Origin of the sequence: Streptomyces sp. NPDC057702 (assembly GCF_042799315.1) — a bacterium.
Taxonomy (GTDB): domain Bacteria; phylum Actinomycetota; class Actinomycetes; order Streptomycetales; family Streptomycetaceae; genus Streptomyces.
Genome location: NZ_JBHVJC010000008.1, coordinates 174,781 through 190,627 on the forward strand (window position 1 = coordinate 174,781; position 15,847 = coordinate 190,627).

General features: G+C 73.2%; 14 protein-coding genes and 1 pseudogene. 3 read left to right on the plus strand and 12 right to left on the minus strand.

Annotated elements, in window-relative coordinates:
- Nucleotides 1–642: 642 nt before the first annotated feature.
- A pseudogene (locus tag ACFVFR_RS08250) lies at nucleotides 643–882 on the plus strand (transposase family protein); the annotation flags it as partial.
- 44 nt (nucleotides 883–926) lie between these two features.
- Here the strand turns inward: ACFVFR_RS08250 and ACFVFR_RS08255 are convergent.
- The 7 genes from ACFVFR_RS08255 to ACFVFR_RS08285 form a co-directional block, all read right to left on the minus strand.
- A complete protein-coding gene (locus ACFVFR_RS08255) occupies nucleotides 927–1,331 on the minus strand; it encodes a RidA family protein (protein WP_383698882.1) in 405 nt (134 codons plus the stop codon).
- A gap of 792 nt (nucleotides 1,332–2,123) precedes the next feature.
- The gene (locus ACFVFR_RS08260) at nucleotides 2,124–2,588 is read right to left on the minus strand and encodes a hypothetical protein (protein ID WP_383698883.1); all 465 of its coding nucleotides are present in this window, start codon (nucleotides 2,586–2,588) and stop codon (nucleotides 2,124–2,126) included.
- 586 nt (nucleotides 2,589–3,174) lie between these two features.
- Nucleotides 3,175–4,236: a chitinase gene (locus ACFVFR_RS08265; protein ID WP_383698884.1), complete on the minus strand. Its 1,062-nt coding sequence runs from the start codon at nucleotides 4,234–4,236 to the stop codon at nucleotides 3,175–3,177.
- Nucleotides 4,237–4,644: 408 nt separating this feature from the next.
- Nucleotides 4,645–5,565, minus strand: a complete 921-nt coding sequence (locus ACFVFR_RS08270) for a D-alanyl-D-alanine carboxypeptidase family protein (protein WP_383698885.1) — start codon at nucleotides 5,563–5,565, stop codon at nucleotides 4,645–4,647.
- Between the two features lie 108 nt (nucleotides 5,566–5,673).
- Nucleotides 5,674–6,360, minus strand: coding sequence for an HAD family hydrolase (locus ACFVFR_RS08275; RefSeq protein ID WP_383698886.1), 687 nt, complete (start codon nucleotides 6,358–6,360; stop codon nucleotides 5,674–5,676).
- A 148-nt stretch (nucleotides 6,361–6,508) separates the two neighbouring features.
- Nucleotides 6,509–6,991 carry an Lrp/AsnC family transcriptional regulator gene (locus ACFVFR_RS08280; RefSeq protein WP_176160271.1) on the minus strand — a complete coding sequence of 161 codons (483 nt, stop codon included), beginning with the start codon at nucleotides 6,989–6,991 and terminating at the stop codon, nucleotides 6,509–6,511.
- Between the two features lie 259 nt (nucleotides 6,992–7,250).
- A complete protein-coding gene (locus tag ACFVFR_RS08285; RefSeq protein WP_383698887.1) occupies nucleotides 7,251–7,922 on the minus strand; it encodes a dienelactone hydrolase family protein in 672 nt (223 codons plus the stop codon).
- Nucleotides 7,923–8,347: 425 nt separating this feature from the next.
- On the opposite strand from ACFVFR_RS08285, the gene ACFVFR_RS08290 reads away from it, so the two are divergent.
- Nucleotides 8,348–9,853 (plus strand): FUSC family protein, encoded by a 1,506-nt coding sequence (locus ACFVFR_RS08290; RefSeq protein WP_383698888.1) that lies wholly within the window; start codon nucleotides 8,348–8,350, stop codon nucleotides 9,851–9,853.
- A gap of 82 nt (nucleotides 9,854–9,935) precedes the next feature.
- Here ACFVFR_RS08290 and ACFVFR_RS08295 read toward each other — a convergent pair whose 3' ends face one another.
- Nucleotides 9,936–10,316: a YciI family protein gene (locus ACFVFR_RS08295; RefSeq protein WP_383698889.1), complete on the minus strand. Its 381-nt coding sequence runs from the start codon at nucleotides 10,314–10,316 to the stop codon at nucleotides 9,936–9,938.
- A gap of 196 nt (nucleotides 10,317–10,512) precedes the next feature.
- Here ACFVFR_RS08295 and ACFVFR_RS08300 point away from each other — a divergent pair, with 196 nt between their 5' ends.
- The gene (locus ACFVFR_RS08300) at nucleotides 10,513–11,625 is read left to right on the plus strand and encodes a lactonase family protein (protein ID WP_383698890.1); all 1,113 of its coding nucleotides are present in this window, start codon (nucleotides 10,513–10,515) and stop codon (nucleotides 11,623–11,625) included.
- Nucleotides 11,626–11,865: 240 nt separating this feature from the next.
- On the opposite strand, the gene ACFVFR_RS08305 is transcribed toward ACFVFR_RS08300, so the two are convergent.
- The 4 genes from ACFVFR_RS08305 to ACFVFR_RS08320 form a co-directional block, all read right to left on the minus strand.
- Nucleotides 11,866–12,807, minus strand: coding sequence for a sirohydrochlorin chelatase (locus tag ACFVFR_RS08305; RefSeq protein ID WP_383698891.1), 942 nt, complete (start codon nucleotides 12,805–12,807; stop codon nucleotides 11,866–11,868).
- 193 nt (nucleotides 12,808–13,000) lie between these two features.
- Complete coding sequence (locus ACFVFR_RS08310) at nucleotides 13,001–14,194, minus strand: N-acetylglucosamine kinase (RefSeq protein ID WP_383698892.1); 1,194 nt, start codon at nucleotides 14,192–14,194, stop codon at nucleotides 13,001–13,003.
- A gap of 4 nt (nucleotides 14,195–14,198) precedes the next feature.
- Nucleotides 14,199–15,014, minus strand: coding sequence for a phospholipid scramblase-related protein (locus tag ACFVFR_RS08315; protein WP_383698893.1), 816 nt, complete (start codon nucleotides 15,012–15,014; stop codon nucleotides 14,199–14,201).
- Nucleotides 15,015–15,093: 79 nt separating this feature from the next.
- The gene (locus tag ACFVFR_RS08320; RefSeq protein WP_383698894.1) at nucleotides 15,094–15,771 is read right to left on the minus strand and encodes a uracil-DNA glycosylase; all 678 of its coding nucleotides are present in this window, start codon (nucleotides 15,769–15,771) and stop codon (nucleotides 15,094–15,096) included.
- Nucleotides 15,772–15,847: the final 76 nt, after the last annotated feature.

The following is a 15,847-nucleotide window of genomic DNA, read 5'->3' on the forward strand; positions in this document are numbered from 1 at the left end:
GGGCCGCTCCCGACGCCGGCGTACGCGCGCAGCTCCGCCGCCAGCGGCGCCGACCGCGCCCCCCACCACCCAACGCGCCCCGCAGCCCGCCGGCCCAGCCCGCCTCCGACAGCACGCGCCACACCAGCGACGTGGCCTGCGCGATCATCACAGCCCACGGCGAGCGCGGTCGGGGTGCGGCGCGCCTGGGTGGCGACGAGTTCGTGGAGCGACCCCGCCGGCGCCGCCGGGGCTTTGGCGCCAGGGGCGTGCTGGGTGTCGGGGTGGGCCGGCGCGGCGGTGTGGGGGCCCGTGCCGAGCGGGGCGGCGGCGTCCGGGGCGCGTGTCCCGCGACGCGGGGGCCGTGGTGCCGGGGGGCGCGGCGTACGGCACAGCGGTGTTCGGCACGCCGGAGGCGGTGGGGGTCGGCCGCCCGGACTCGGGTAGTTCCCCGATCATCGCTTGCCCGTGGAATGTCCCCCCGCGACGCGTCGCACGGCTTCTGATCTCGCTGTCATCGGATCACCCCTGACCTCAGTGAACCTCTTTCATTCTGTGCTGGTGGGTGAAATGGGCTGGTCAGCGGGTGCGGTGACGAGGCAGGGCCCCTCGTCGTCGGCGTGGTGATTCCACTCATCACACCGGCGACCGAAGGGGCCCTGCCTCGTCCTCGCGGACCGCGCCTACCAAGGTGCCGGCGCCACCTTCCGCACCCCGTACTACCGCCACCGAGAACAGCCCCAGCATTACCAGCAGTTCAACCACGACCACGCCCGGCTGAGAGCCCCCGGCGAACGCGCCTTCGCCCAGTTGACAGCCTGGCGGCTGCTCCGGCGAGCCAGATGCTCCACCCGCCGCGTCGGCACCGTCGTCCAAGCTGTCCACACGCTGCTGACCTGCACTATTCCGGACGAAAGAGGCCGAAGGGATCAGGCCGGCCTCCTCACCTATGGCTTCACATCGAGACGCACGAGCGCGCCGATCTCCACGAGTTGGTCCGGCAGTGCCAAGTCGGAAACACCCATGACCGTGCTGGCGGGCCGGTGCTCCCCGAAGTACTCGGCGTGGAGGCGTGCTGTCGTGTCGAAGTTCTCCCGCAGGTTCCTCACCAGAACCGTGGTCTCCACTATCTGACGACGCTCGGCCCCGAACTGCCTCAGCACCAGGTCCAGATTCTCCAGCGTGGTGCGGACCTGCAGTACGAAATCGCCGGCACCCACGAAGTTGCCGTGACGGTCATGAGACAGCTGCCCCGACACATGAACCGTGTCACCGACCTGAGTGGCCTGACTGTACCCGTACAACGACTCCCACGGCATGCCGAACCCGAATGCCTTCAGCTGAGAACTCATGACTCACTCCCTTGATACAGCGCGGAGCCGTCAGTTGTAGACAGGCCCCTTGCACGTAGAAGTTACGGGTCCGCGCAAACGATGGTTGTCTGGTAGCGCCTTCCAAGTGTTCTCTGCGCGCACGAAATTGGCTGCAATGGGGCTCTTCCGAGCGCCGGTGTGATGAGTGGAACCTGTACGCCGACGACGAGGCGCCCCGCCTCCTCACCACACCCGTTTGACCAGCCCGTTTCACCCTCCAGCAGAGGATGAGAGAAGCTCAGTGATCGCCGTGTCAAGAATGCTCGATATCTGACGAGCCGCGCCAACACACCTGGGAACAGGCCATGTCGGGTCAGCGGTACGTCACCGTCGGCAGCCGTTTTCCGGGCGCGCCGAGATCAGGCGGGTTGTACGGGCGGCGCACGCCCTCACCGCCCGTGGGCCCGCCACCCGCGCACCCCGAACCACGCACCCCCGATGCGCGCCCTTCGCCTGCGGGCCTGGGGAATCCCCGTATCGCCCGCGCGCTTTCACGTGCCGCGAGACTCCCGTTCTTTTTCCGGTCGACGGCATACCGAATTCCTCGTGACGGACGAATCCGTAGCGTGATCCGTACGGGGGTACGGATCGCGGTCGGCCACGGTGCCGCGTAATCCGCCGGCGAAAGGGGGGAATTCCTTGCGCGCGCGGAATCTCGGATTCTCCGGGAGCGGGGATCGCGGGGTGTGTCGCGAAGGAGTTCGCCGCCGCGTACCGGGGGAGCGCTCGTCGGCCTTGGGTCAGGTGGGCGACGGGCCGGTCGTCCCCGTGTCAGGTGGTGGGTGGGGGATCGAGGTCGGAGGCGCGTGCGATGCCGTCGATCTCCCGTTGGTCGAGGTCGCGTTGGTGTTGCTGGTCGTCGATGCGCTGTCGGAGCGCGCGGAGCCGGTCCGGGTCGGCGGCGACGTCGGGTGAGACGAGGGTCATGGCGCCCTTGACGTACCGGCCGTCGCCGAGTTGGGCGACGACGTGGTCGGCGCGGTCCTCGTGGCCGGGTCGCATCGCGTCGATCAGCCCCGTCAGATGGAGCAGTTCCTGCTGTACCTCGGAGGTGAACAGCTCCTTCTCCTCGCCGTCGAAGCGCAGCCGGACGGTGCCACCGCCGCTCGCGGCCCACAGTCGGAGCACCTCCATGAGCAGGTCGAACTGGGCCGGGGGCATGCGGGCCTGGAGGGTGTCGACGTAGAGCCGGTACCGCAGCACCGCCACCTCGCGGGCGTCATCCTGAGCCGCCACGGTTCTTCCCCTTCCTCGCGGGATCGAACTGGTCACCGCGGGGGCCCGCCCGGGGGGGGGCGGGCACGAACACACCCAACCGGCAGGTGGTCGGCTGTGCCAGGCGTCCGGACAGGGTGTCGATCCGCGTGGTCGCCCAGGCGATCCACCGCGGCCCGGCCCGCGGGCGCCGCGGGTGGGCGTGCCACCGCGCCGTGTCCTGGCTCTCGAGGAGCACCCGCCAGTGACCCGTGCCGGGATCGGTGCGCACGGCGGCCCGCTGTCGGCGTCCGCCCTGGCGCTGTCCTGGCACCGGCCCAGCATCCCCGGCACGGTATCGGCACGGCAAGCCCGTGGGGCGGGGCCGCGCGCGGCGGCCGGTCGACGACCTCGCGCCGGCGCCCCCGGCCGGGCCGCACGCGCCCCCGTCGGCGCCGGGGCGTAAGCGCATCCGGGCCGGCGTCGCACACCAGCCCCGACCGGCGTGGTGCCGTGTCGCGCCGGGGCGGGGCCCACACGGCGAAGCCGACCCGCGCCGGGGCCGTATGGCGCGGGTCGGCTCGTGTGTGCGGGGCGGCTACGGCCCCGGAGCGGGTGAGCGGGTGGGTCAGCGACCCTGGAGGGACTTGACGTTGTTGCCAAAGCTCCAGGAGCGGGAGCCGTCCCAGTTGATCGACCAGGTCATCAGGCCCTTGAGGCCGTTGCTGTACTTGTTCCACGCCTGGCTCACCAGGCCCGGTGCCATGTAGCCGCCACCGGCGCCGGGCTGGGCGGGCAGCCCCGGGACCTGCTTGTCGTAGGGCACCTTGATGGTGGTGCCCTGGATGACCAGGCCCTTGTTGAGGCAGTCGGTCTGCGCGGTGAAGCCCTGGACGGTGCCGGCCTGGTAGGAGTCACCGGAGCAGCCGTACATGCTGCCGTTGTAGTACTGCATGTTCAGCCACCACAGCCGGCCGTTGTCCGCGTACTTCTTGACGATCGGCAGGTAGGCGCCCCAGATCGAGCCGTAGACGACGCTGCCACCGGTGACGTACGCCGTCTCCGGGGCCATCGTCAGGCCGAAGTTGGCGGGCATCTTGGCGAGCACGCCGTCGATGATGCGGATCAGGTTGGACTGCGAGGCCGAGAGCTGGTTGATGTTCCCGCTGCCGGTCAGGCCGGTCTCGATGTCGATGTCGATGCCGTCGAAGTTGTACTTCTGCAGGATCGGGACCACGGTCTCGACGAACCGGTCGGCCACCTTGCTGGAGCTGAGGTCGATGCCGGCCGCGGCGCCGCCGATCGACATCAGCAGCGTGGCGCCGTTGGCCTTCGCGTCGCACATCTCGGCCGGCGTGGAGACCTTCACCGTCGCGTCCATGCCGTCCTCCCACAGGACGGTGCCGTCCGAGCGGATGACCGGGAAGGCGGCGTTGATCACGTTGTAGCCGTGCTCGCTGATGCGCTTGTCGTTGATCGGCACCCAGCCGAAGGGCGGGTGGACGCCGTTGGCCGCGCCGTCCCAGTTCTCCCAGTAGCCCTGGAGCACCTTGCCCGTGGGCTTGGACTTGACCGCGCAGGTGTCGGCGCGCGGCGCGTCGGCCTTCTCGCTGGCCGCGGCGACCGGTATTTGGGCGGCGAAGGCCAACGCGAGGCCGACCCCCAACAGGCGTATCGTCCGACCGATCATGCTGTGCTCCCTTCTGGCCGCGGACATCGGCGCCGGATCGGCGCGGGGCCCGCGGGGGCGTGTCTTCGGGCGCGTGGATGGGGACCGCCGGTCGCGGCCGTGCTGGCGAACGGCGATGGATGTGCACATGACACGTGAGGAGGCGTGGGGGAAGACACGCGTACCTCCTGACCGGGGACCCGAAGACGGGCATGGTGTGTGGTGGGCCACACCGTAAGTTGGTCCAGACCTCTCGTCAAGAGGTCTGGACCACGCGAACAGGGGGGCGGCACACAGCACGACGCCCCGCCCGGAGGGAATCCGAGCGGGGCGCCGTCGTCCAGGGTCGAGCCCCCGTCGCGACCCCGACCGCCGCGAGCGACCCGCCCCGGGGCGGGTTCGCTTCAGGCGGCGGGGCCTTGCCGGGACCTAGTCCCGCTGCGCGTTCTTGGGCAGCGCGCGCCAGGCGACCTTGGTGTTGGTCTTGAAGGACCAGTCCAGCATCTTCTTCGCGTCCGCGTAGCGGTTGCCATCGTTGAGGATGACACCGACCACGGTGCGCTTGCCCTTCGTGGTGGCGAAGACCAGGCACGGCCCGGCGGCCGTGCCGGTGCCGGTCTTGATGCCGAAGGTGCCCTGGTACGAGCCGAGCAGCTTGTTCGTGTTGTACCAGGTGTACGTGCGGCCGTTGGTGGCCTTCTGCTTGGTGCTCTGCGCCTTCACGACCGTCTTGAAGGTGCCGTTGCCGATCGCGTGCCGGGCCAACTTCGCCATGTCGCGCGGCGTCGTGTAGTTGGAACCGCCCGCCGAGATGCCGTCGAACGAGTCGTACTTGGTGTTCTTCAGCCCCAGCGACTTGGCCTTGGCGTTCATCTTGGAGACGAACGACTTCTTCCGGGCGGCGGAGGTGCTGCCCGAGCCGAAGGTGTCGGCCAGCGCGTACGCGGCGTCGCAGCCCGACGGCAGCATCAGCCCGTACAGGAGCTGGCGGACCGTCACCTTGTCACCGGTCTTCAGGTCGGCGGTGCTCGCGCCTTCCCGGGTGACGTAGTCCCGGTACTCCTTCTTGATGGTGACCTGCTTGTTCAGGTTCACGTTCTTCGTGTCGAGCACCACGACCGCGGTCATGATCTTGGTGGTGCTCGCCATCTGACGCTTGGTGTCCGCGTCCTTGGCCCACAGTTGCTTGTTGGCGCCACTGTCGAGCAGATACGCGCCACGGGCCGTGATGCCCGAAGGCCCACTCGCCGCCTGCGCGCTGCTCGTCGGCACCAGCACGGCGAGCGCCGCCGTAGAGGCGACCACCGTAGCTCCCCACCGGTAGGCCGCGCGTCCCCCACGTCGTTCCATATGAGCTCCACTTCGTCTCGCGCATGAATCGTGCGAGCGAATGCTCTCATTAGGTCATTTGCGCCAGAAACGTGGGGGTGTCCACGCGGCGGCGCGATCGCCGGTGACTCAGCGGCCCGCCGTCAGCCACGCGTACGCCCGCTCCGCGTCGAACTCACCCTGCCCGCCCGCGAAGCGCAACCCCGCCGCCGCGAACCACGGGTCGTCCGCCGTCGCCGGCACGTACGGCACCGCGACACACCGCATCCCGGCCCGGCGCGCCGCCTCGGCCCCGGGCGGCGCGTCCTCGACCACGGCGCAGTCGGCCGGCCGCACGCCCAACCGGTCGGCCGCCGCCACGAAGACGTCCGGCTCCGGCTTGCCGTGCGGCACCTCCTCGGCCGACACGTAGGTGGTCAACTGGGCGTCGAGCCCGGTGGCCCGCAACACGGCCCCGATCGCGGCCCGCGAGGAGCCGGAGGCCACCGCGATCGGGTGCCCCCGCTCGGCCAACAGCTCCACGAACCGACGCATCTCCGAGAACGCCTCCATCGAGCTGTCCACCAGCTCCAGGTAGTGCCGGTTCTTGGTCGCCAGCAGCGTGTCCACCGACGCGTCGATGCCGTGCTCGGAACGCAGGATGGTCAACGTCTCGCGCGTGCTGATGCCGATGAACCGGGTGTGCTCCTCCCAGGAGAAGTCGGTCACCCCGTACGCGGCCAGGGTGCGGCGCCCGGCCTCGAAGTAGTGGGGCTCGCTGTCCACGAGTGTGCCGTCGAGATCGAAGATGACCGCGGTGGTACGGGAAGTGCTCATGCGGACAGCATGCCAAGGCCACGGGTCCGGCGTGCGCACCCTTCCGGCGACGTCCCGGCCACCTCGTCGCGCACCGCGCCCGTCCGCTGGCGCGCGGCGCCCACCCGCCCAGGTGTCCCCTCCACCAGCCGGGCCCCTCGCGCCCCCGCTAGCGCTGGCGGCCGGCCTCCGCGCCCACCGCGTCCACCAGCGGCAGCATCCGGTAGGGCACCCGCTGCCGCAGGGCGATCTCGGTCCGTGTGCGCACCACACCGGGGAGCTGGATCAGGCGCTGGACGACGTCCTCCAGGTGGCCGGCGTCGCGCGCCACCACCCGGGTCATCAGATCGCCGCCGCCGGTGATCGAGAACGCCTCGATGATCTCCGGCACCTCGGCCAGCGCGTCCCCCACGTCGTCCAGGTGCCCCTGCGTCACCTCGACGTGGACGAAGGCGAGTACCGGATGTCCCAGCGCGGCGGCCGACAGGCGCGGGCCGGTGCCGGTGATCACCCCGTCGCGCTCCAGCCGGTCCAGCCGCGCCTGCAGGGTGCCCCGGGCCACTCCGAGCAGCCGCGCGTACTCCCGCACGCTGGTACGCGGCTGCTCCAGGAGCAGCCGCAGGATCTTCGCGTCGAGGGCGTCCACGGCCACGCGCCACCGGCTCCTGTTCGTCGTCGCTCGTCCCGCTCGTCCGCACCGGCCCCGAAGGTCCCGAATGCGACCTGGCGACTGTACCAACGGCCCGAGCGCCCGGCCGGCGCCACGGGGTACGGGGCCGCCGGAGCGGGCCGCCGGGGCGCTGCGCCCACCGGCGTACGCGGGTGGGCGGCCCGCGCGGCCCGGCGTGCGATCGGCCGCGTGGCAAGGAGCGCGGTCACCTGTGCCGACCCCGGGTGGCCCCGGGCCCAGGTCACGGAGTGTCCGCGCGGCCCATGGCGAGGAACCAGTCCCGAGCGGCGTCCGCGACGGCCGCCAGCGCCCCCGGCTCCGCGAACAGGTGGCCGGCCCCCGGCACGACGCGCAGCCGGTGCGGTGCGCTCAGCCGCTCGGCCGCCGCCTCGTTCAGGCGCAGCACCTCCGGGTCCGCGCCGCCGACCACGAGCAGCACCGGCGCGCGGACCGCGCCCAGCGCCGGGCCCGCCAGGTCCGGGCGCCCCCCGCGCGAGACGACGGCCGCCACCGCCTGGGCCCGCTCGGCCGCCGCGACCAGCGCCGCGGCGGCGCCCGTACTCGCCCCGAACAGGCCCACCGGGAGCGCGCGGGTCGCCGGCCAGGCCCGCAGCCAGTCGACCACCGCCGCCACACGCCGGGCCAGCATCGCGATGTCGAACCGAAGCTCAGCGCTGACCTGGTCCCGCCGCTCCTCCTCGGGGCTGAGCAGATCGATCAGCACCGTCCCCAGGCCAGCGGCGCGCAACCGCTCGGCCACCGCCTGGTTGCGCGGGCTGTGCCGCGAACTGCCGCTGCCGTGCGCGAAGGCGACCACGCCGAGCGCCGCCGTGGGCAGCGCCAGCTCGCCCGGCAGCCGCACACCGTCCGCCGCGACGCTGATGGCCCGGGTGGTCGTGTCCGTCGTCGCCATATTCTGCGCCTCCCGTCCCGGGCCCGGCCCGCCGTCGGGCGCCGGCCCGGTGGACCGGCCGTCGGCCCGGCTCGCGGTCGCCGCCGGCCGTGGGCGGCGGGCGCGGGTGACGGGTCGGGTCCGGGGTCCGGGTACCCACCCCGGCGCGGGTCACGACCGCCGACGGCGGGCCGGCGCCCCGCGCGGTATCGGCCCGCCGTCGCCAGAGGGCGGCCTGGCCCCTCACCGTGGTCCGTTGGCCTGCTGATGGCCCTGATCAGCGCCCGATGACTGGGCCAATGGCCCAGTGGTGTCGGTGTGTGTTGAGCCAACGGGCGGGTCAATGCTGTGATGGACCCGTCGATGGCGCTGCGGACCTTCCGTGGCGCCTTCTTCATGTCGACGCGCGCTGTTTCGTGCTGGGTGACAGAAGGGGTGGGAAAGCTGTGCTCAAGAGGATGTTCGTGGCTCCGGACCCGGGGCGGCTGCGCCTGCGCAGCGCCGCCCGGTCCGTCCTCGGCATCGGTCTGGCGGTCGCCGTGTGCGGCCTCGCCGGCCACTCGCTGGTAGCCGCCATCACCGGCGGCCTCGCCGCCCTGCTCGCGCTCTTCACGGTCCTCGACACGACCGTGCGCGGGCAGGCGATCACCACCGCCCTGCTGCCCGTGGTCGGCTTCCCCGTACTCGCCCTCGCGGCCGGCCTGCACGACTACCCGCTGGCACGGGACGCGGCCTTCCTGGCCGTGGTGGGGGCGGGCGTGTACGCGCGACGCTGGGGCCCGCGCGGCCACTCCCTCGGCGTGTTCGCGTTCATGACCTTCTTCGCGACGCAGTTCCTCCACACGGAGCTGGGCCAACTGCCCGAGCTGTACGCGGCGGTCACGCTCTCGCTGCTGTCCTCCTCCGCCGTCCGCTTCGGGCTGTGGTGTTACGAGCGCCGCCTGCCCGCGAACGCCCCGCCCGCCCCACCCGAGGGCCGGGGCCTGGCCCGTACCACCACCCGGCAGGCGATCCAGGCGGTCGCGGGCGGGGCGTTCGCGCTCGCGGTGGGCCAGGTGCTCTCGCACGAGCGCTGGTACTGGGCCGTCGGCGCCACCTGGTGGGTCTTCGTCAACACCGCCTCGCGCGGCGAGACGCTGGTCCGCAGCTACCGCCGGGCGCTGGGCACCGTGATCGGCGTGGCGCTCGGACTGGTCGTCGCCGTCCCGCTGCACGGGGCGCCGGTGCCCACCGCGATCCTCGTCGCGGTCTGCGTCTTCGGCATCTTCTACACGGCCGCCGTCTCCTACACCTGGATGATGCTGGCCGTCACGCTCATGGCCGGCCTGCTCTACGGGTCACTGGGTGTACTCGACCCCGAACTGCTCGCCCTGCGGGTGACCGAGACCGCCGCCGGCGCGCTCGGCGCCGCGCTGGCCGTGCTGTGCGTACTGCCCGTCACCACGCACGCCACCACCGACGCCTGGATCCAGCGGGCGTTGCGCTGCGTCCACGCCTGCACCGCCGAGGCGGCGGCCCGGCTGGCCGGCTCCGCGACCGCCGACCCGGCCCCGCGCGTCGCCGAGCTGGAGGCCCTCTTGGGCAGGGTGCGGATGTCGCTGGCCCCGCTGGTGCACCCGTTGAGCCCGCTGCGCGCCCGCAAGGCGCGGGCCCGGCAGGTGCTGGCACTGCTCGACGACTGCGCCCGCCAGGTGCGCGGGCTCGCCTCCATCGCCGCCGACCCGGAAGCCTCGCACGACGCCCGGCTCACCGCCGCCTGTCAGCGCGTGGAGGCCGCCGTCGAGGCGCTGACCACCCCGGACCGGGCCCGGGAGGTGGCCTCACCGGCCCCCGCCCCGCAGCCGTGTGTCACCGAACCCGCCCTTGTCCACCTGCACGGCCTGGAGCGGGCCCTGGCCGAACTGGCCACCCCGCTGCGCAGCTCCCCGCGCGCCCCGCTGGCCGACGCCTGACCCGCCGCCCCCGCCCCGGTAGGGCGGGACGCCCCTCGGGCCCGTACGCGACCGCGTACGGGCCCTCTGGCTCCGACGCCGCTCAGCGCGGCATCTCGGAGGGGATCTCGTGCACCTCCACGGGGAAGTTGTGCGCGGCGCCGGGGCCCGGCGCGGCGGAGGCCCGCGCGGCGATCTCGATCGCCCGGTCGCGGTCGGCGACGTCCACCACCCAGTACCCGGCCAGTACCTCGGCCCGGCCGTCGTGGGTGCCCTCGGCGACCTTCGGGGGCCCGTCGTCCCTGGCCCACACGCTGGTCACCAGCGCCGGCCCGCCCAGGCCCTCGGCCTGCACCAGCTCGCCCGCCGCGCCCAGGTCCTCGTTCAGGCGCTCCATGTGGTCCACCATCGCCTGGAACTCCTGGGGGGAGTACGCGGCGATCTCCTCGTCCCACCGTGTGGCGCTGCCGAACAACTGCACCATGAACCGCATCGTCGCCGCCTCCTGTCAGCCTCGGCGGACCTCCGCGAGGCATTTGGGCCCATCCGCCCGCTCCCTCCGTGCTACCTGATGCCCGCCGTGGCCGCACGCATCTAGAGCCGTGCGAGTGAACCGGGCATCCTGGTCCGGACCTACGGCTACGGCCCGTCCCCACGCGACAGGCCGAGGAAGGTGCGACATGGCGAGCGGCACGAGTGACGAGAGCACGGCCGGCGACGGGGCGGCCAGCGGTGACCAGCGGGCCTACATCGGCTCGTTCACCTCGGCGGGAGGCTGGGGCGTCAGCGTCGCCACGGTCGAACCGGACAGCGGGGCCCTGACCGTCAAGCACTCGACGGACATCGTGGAAAACCCCTCCTACCTGGCCCTCTCGCGCGCCCAGGGGGTGTTGTACGCGGTCAGCGAGACGCCCGAGGGGTACGGCGCGGCCTTCTCTCTGGGGGACCCCGACCGGCCCGCCCCGCTCGGGCTCCCGGCGGCCGTGGGCGGTGACGACCCGACCCACCTGTCCCTGACCCCGGGCCACGTGCTCATCGCGAACTACACCTCGGGCAGCGTGAGCGTCCTGCCCTACCTCCTGGACCCGGAGGGCCACGGCACGTGGTGCGGCCTCGCGAAGCCCACCGACGTACGCCAGCACGAGGGCTCGGGCCCCGACCCGGAGCGGCAGCGGGGCCCGCACGCGCACGCCGTACTGCCCGACCCCTCGGGACGCTGGGTGCTCGCCGTGGACCTGGGCGCGGACGCGGTGTACGTCTACGAGCTGGACGACGAGCGGGGCACCCTTCGCCCGCACGGCGCCACCCAGCTCGCGGCCGGCGCCGGGCCGCGCAGCGTCGCCTTCCACCCGGGCGGCCAGTGGGCCTACGTCACCAACGAGCTGGACTCCACGGTCACCGCCTGCCGCTGGGACGCCGCCACGGGCGAACTCACGCCCGGCCACACGCTCGCCGTGCTGCCCCCGCGCGAGGGCGCCGACCAGCCGCGCAACTACCCGTCCGAACTGGTCGTCGCGGCCGACGGGCGATTCGCCTGGGTGGCCAACCGGGGCGACGACAGCATCGCGGTCCTCGACCTGACGGCGGCCGACCGGCCCCGACTGGTGACCACCGTGGCCTGCGGCGGGCGTTGGCCCCGGCACCTGGCTCTCTCCACGACCGGGGAGCGCCTGTACGTGGCCAACGAACACTCCGGTGACGTGGCCTGGTTCACCGTCGACACCCAGAGCGGGACCCCCACCTGGGCGGGCTCGGTGGACGCCCCCGCGGCCTCGTGCGTGGTGCTGGCCTGACACCGGACGCCCACCACCGTGCGCCGGGCCCCCGTGGCGTACGGTGCCCCGGCCGCCGCCGTGGCCGTCGGTTCGACCGGCGGGCATCGGCGGACGCCGGGGCCGTGTCGGGCCCACCACGGCCCACCACGGCACGAGAAGAATCGCTGTCGCGAACGGTGACGCGCACCATGCGCGAGGGCGGCCCGGACGCCGAACACCGGCATCCGGGCCGCCCTCGCGTGCGGAGCGGGTGGTCGCCTAGCGGTTGGGCGCGCCCGGGAGCGTGAGGCCCAGCACCGTCGCGTACGCCGACAGCGCCAGCCGGCCCACGGCGGGGTAGGCGCCCAGCGGCTCGGCCGCCGCGCAACCCGCCTCCCTGGCCGCCGTCTCGATCAGCTCGGCGGACACCTCGGGCCCGATCAGGTACGGGGCCAGGGCCAGGCGCTGCGAGCCGGAGCCCAGCAACTGCTCGGCGGTGCGGGCGATGGCGCCCTTCTCGTCGAGCGGGGCGGCCAGCACCGGCACCGCGAGGCGGGCCGAGAGCAGCATGCCGGTGATGCCCGCCGCCTGGACGGCCTCTGGCCCGCCGACGGTGGCCAGGATGATGCCGTCGGCCGCGGTCGCCACGGTGAACAGCCGGGCGCGGTCGGCGCGGGCCAGCCCGGCCTCCGACAGTCGCACGTGCAACGCCTCGGCGAGCAGCGGGTGCGGGCCCAGCGGGTCGGTGAGCTGGGTGGCGCAACCACTGTTGTCGACGGCCTGCCGCACCCGGGCCACCAGCTCGCTGTCCGGGCCAGCCAGGAGCGGCACCACCACGGCCGCCGGTCCGTCCGTGACCTGCTGCTGGGCCCCGGCCTCGGGCGACTGCGCGGCGGGGTCGGCGGCTCGCGCGGCGTCGAGCTGGGCCGCGCGCTCGTGGCCGGCCCGGGCCAACACGGCCTCCAGGGCCAGGGACTCCGCGCCGGCTTCCCCCACGTAACCGACCCGGGCGTCGAGGCCGGGCAGCTCGGAGCGCGCGATGCTCAGCACCTCGTCGACCAGGGCGTTCGTCACCGGATCGGGGGCCCCGGGTACGGCGAGTACCAGCGGCGGCGCGCCGACGGGAGCGGCGGCGGGCTCGGGCCGCCGGTGCCGTCCGGACTGGCGAGGTCGTGGCATTCGTACAGGCAGGCCGGACGCGGGACCGGTGGGGGAACTCATGGCGCCGCATGTTAGCCGTTTGACGAGCCGCGCTGTTCAGGTGGGTACAACTAGGCCGAATCCGTCCCGTTTTATCCGGCGTTTTGGGTCGTGTGTGCCGCACTATCCGTGATGCGACGGTGACTTACGGACCGTCGCGCGCGGCACACCGAACCCGTGCCCCACCGTCCCGCCGAGCCTCGCGCGCGGCGGCTCAGAGGATCTGGAGCAACTGCCCGTCGACGGGCAGCCGCAACGTGTCCGTCGCGAGCGCGGAGGCCACGCGCAACGCGCCGGCCAGCGGGTCGCCCGCCGCCGTCACGACCGGAACCCCGGGGAGCCGGCGGGCCAGTTCGCGGCGCACCGGGTCGACCAGCGGCGCCCCCATCCGGAACAGTCCGCCCGTCAGCGCGAGCGCGCTGACCGGGCCGACCCCGTCCGAGGGCGCCTCCGGGCCCTCGCCGATCGGGGCCCACGGTGCGCCCGGGGCGTGTGCCACCTCGGCCGCCGTGCCCCGGGCCGCGTCGCTCACACCGGTGGCCGTCGTGGGGGTGGTGACCGGGCCGGGGAAGGCGGCCTGGGCGGCGCGCGCGATGTGGTCCGCCGCCTCGCGCAGGATGGCGGCCGCCACCGGGTCGGTGGCCGCGCAGCGGCCGACCTCCGGTGCGAAGGAGGCGAGCACGGCCGGCCGATCGGGGCGCGGGTAGAGCAGGCCCGGCAGTTGCTCGGGCGGTCCGAAGGTGGCCTCAAGCCGGGAGAGCAGGGGGTGCGAGCCACCCGCGCGCCCGTCGTGAGCGCGCATGGCGGCCTCCAGGCCGGCCCGGCCGATCCACGCGCCACCGCCGCAGTCACCCAGCAGATGACCCCAGCCGTCGGCGCGCCGCCAACCCGCGTGCGGCCCCTCGCCCAGGCTGGTGCCCAGCGCGATCATGCCCGTACCCGCGGCCACCACGACGCCGGGCCGCTGCCCGAGCGCGCCCGCGTACGCCGTGGCGCCGTCGGCCGCCAGCGCCAGCCGGCGCGGGCCGAGGGCAGCGGCGAGCGCCGTGGGAAGGTGGGCCCGCAGGTCACCGCCGAGGGTGGCCATGCCGGCCGCGCCGACACAGACGGCGGCGACGCCCTGGGCACCGGCCGTGCGCAGCAGTCGCTGGGCGGCGGGCAGCACTCGCTCCAGCAGGCCGGCAGCGTCGATGCCGCGCTCGCCGACGGTCGCCGGGCTGGGGGAGTGCCAGGTCAGCGGCTCGGCGGCGGGCTCGCCCAGCGGGTCGACGGGGCCCAGGGCGATGCGTACGCCCGAGCCTCCGGAGTCGATGCCCAGGGCGTAGCGCGTGCCGATCGTGCCCGCGTCCGGGGCGGACGTGCGGCGGGTGGTGGGTTGGGTGGGAGGCGCCGGGGGGTTGGTGTCCATCGGCTCAGCCGAACCCGCGGGCGTCCTGCTTGAGCGCGGTGTCCACGGTCAGCGCCGTGGCCACCACCAGGCTGAGCAGCGGGTCGGGAAGCTGCTGGTGGATCTGGAGCACGTAGTTGTCGGCCGTGGTGAACATGGTCTTGGCCAGGCCCTCCCAGGTCTTGGTGATGCGGGCGATCTCGTGGTCGGCGTGGTCCACGATGGCGAAGTTCCAGGCGCGCCAGTTCTCCGCCTTGATGGCACCCACCCGTTGGCCCTGGACCATGATCGCGAAGTTGATCTTGCCCATGATGTTCTGCTGCACGATCTCGCCGACCGGCTGCCCGTCCGGACGGGCCACCAGGACCCGGGACTTGAGGAACTTGGCCGGCCGGGTCAGCACGAGGTGCGGCTGCCCGTAGGCGTCCCGGATCTCCAACCGGTGCGTCATGAACTGGTCAAAGCTGGAGACGAAGCGGGCCACCTTCTTCAGCGCGCTCTGCCCCACCTGGACCACCGAGCCGATGGTCCGGCCGTGCTGGTCGAAGACGCTGTACTCGTTGGTCAGCTCGATGAGCTTGACCTTCTGGTTCACCACCAGCACCGACTCGGTGAACAGCGTGCCGCCGCCCTGGGGGACCGAGGTGCCCAGGCCCGCCTGCTGCTGGACCTGGCGCTGGATCTTCTCGGGCGGCGTGCCGACGGCCTGCTGGACGGCCTGGCCCGGCTGGCCGGCATGGGTGTGCGCGGTCCACTGGGCGCCGTCCCACCAGCGCAGGAGATTCGGTGTGCCCTGCGGGTCGGCGTACCAGCCCGCGGGCGTGGAGGGATGCGTAGTCATGACCCGACAGTATCGCTCGCCTGTCCGGATGCCGACGGTCAGGAGCGGCGCACGGGCGCACGCCAGCGGTCACGCGCGATCAGGGCAGGCGCCACTCCACCGGCTGGGCCCCCTGCTGCGCCAGCAGGTCGTTGGCCCGGCTGAACGGGCGCGATCCGAAGAACCCCCGGTCGGCCGACATGGGTGAGGGATGGGCGGACTCGACGGCCGGCAGGCTGCCGAGCAGCGGACGCAGATTGCGCGCGTCCCGCCCCCACAGGATCGACACCAGCGGCCTGCCGCGTCCCACCAGGGCCCGGATGGCCTGCTCGGTGACCTCTTCCCAGCCCTTGCCCCGATGGGCCGCCGGTTTGCGTGGCGCGGTGGTGAGCGCCCGGTTGAGCAGCAGGACACCCTGTTGGGTCCAGGGCGTCAGGTCCCCGTTGGACGGGCGGGGGTGGCCGAGGTCCGCGTGCATCTCGCGGAAGATGTTGTCCAGACTGCCGGGCAGCGGACGCACCTCGGGGGCGACCGAGAAGCTGAGCCCTACCGCGTGCCCTGGCGTGGGGTAGGGATCCTGACCGACGACGAGCACCCGCACCTCGTCGAAGGGCTGTTGGAACGCGCGCAACACGTGCTGCCCCGCCGGCAGGTAGGTGCGTCCCGCCGCGATCTCGGCGCGCAGGAAGTCCCCCATCGCCGTGATGCGGTCGGCCACCGGCTCAAGTGCGTTGGCCCAGCCCGGTTCTACGATTTCGTTCAACGGTCGTCCAGCCACGGCGATCACTCTACTGGCCCAGGGCGGGCCCGTTCGCCCGACCGCCGCGGCCGGTGCGCAGGGCAACGCGCGAGCG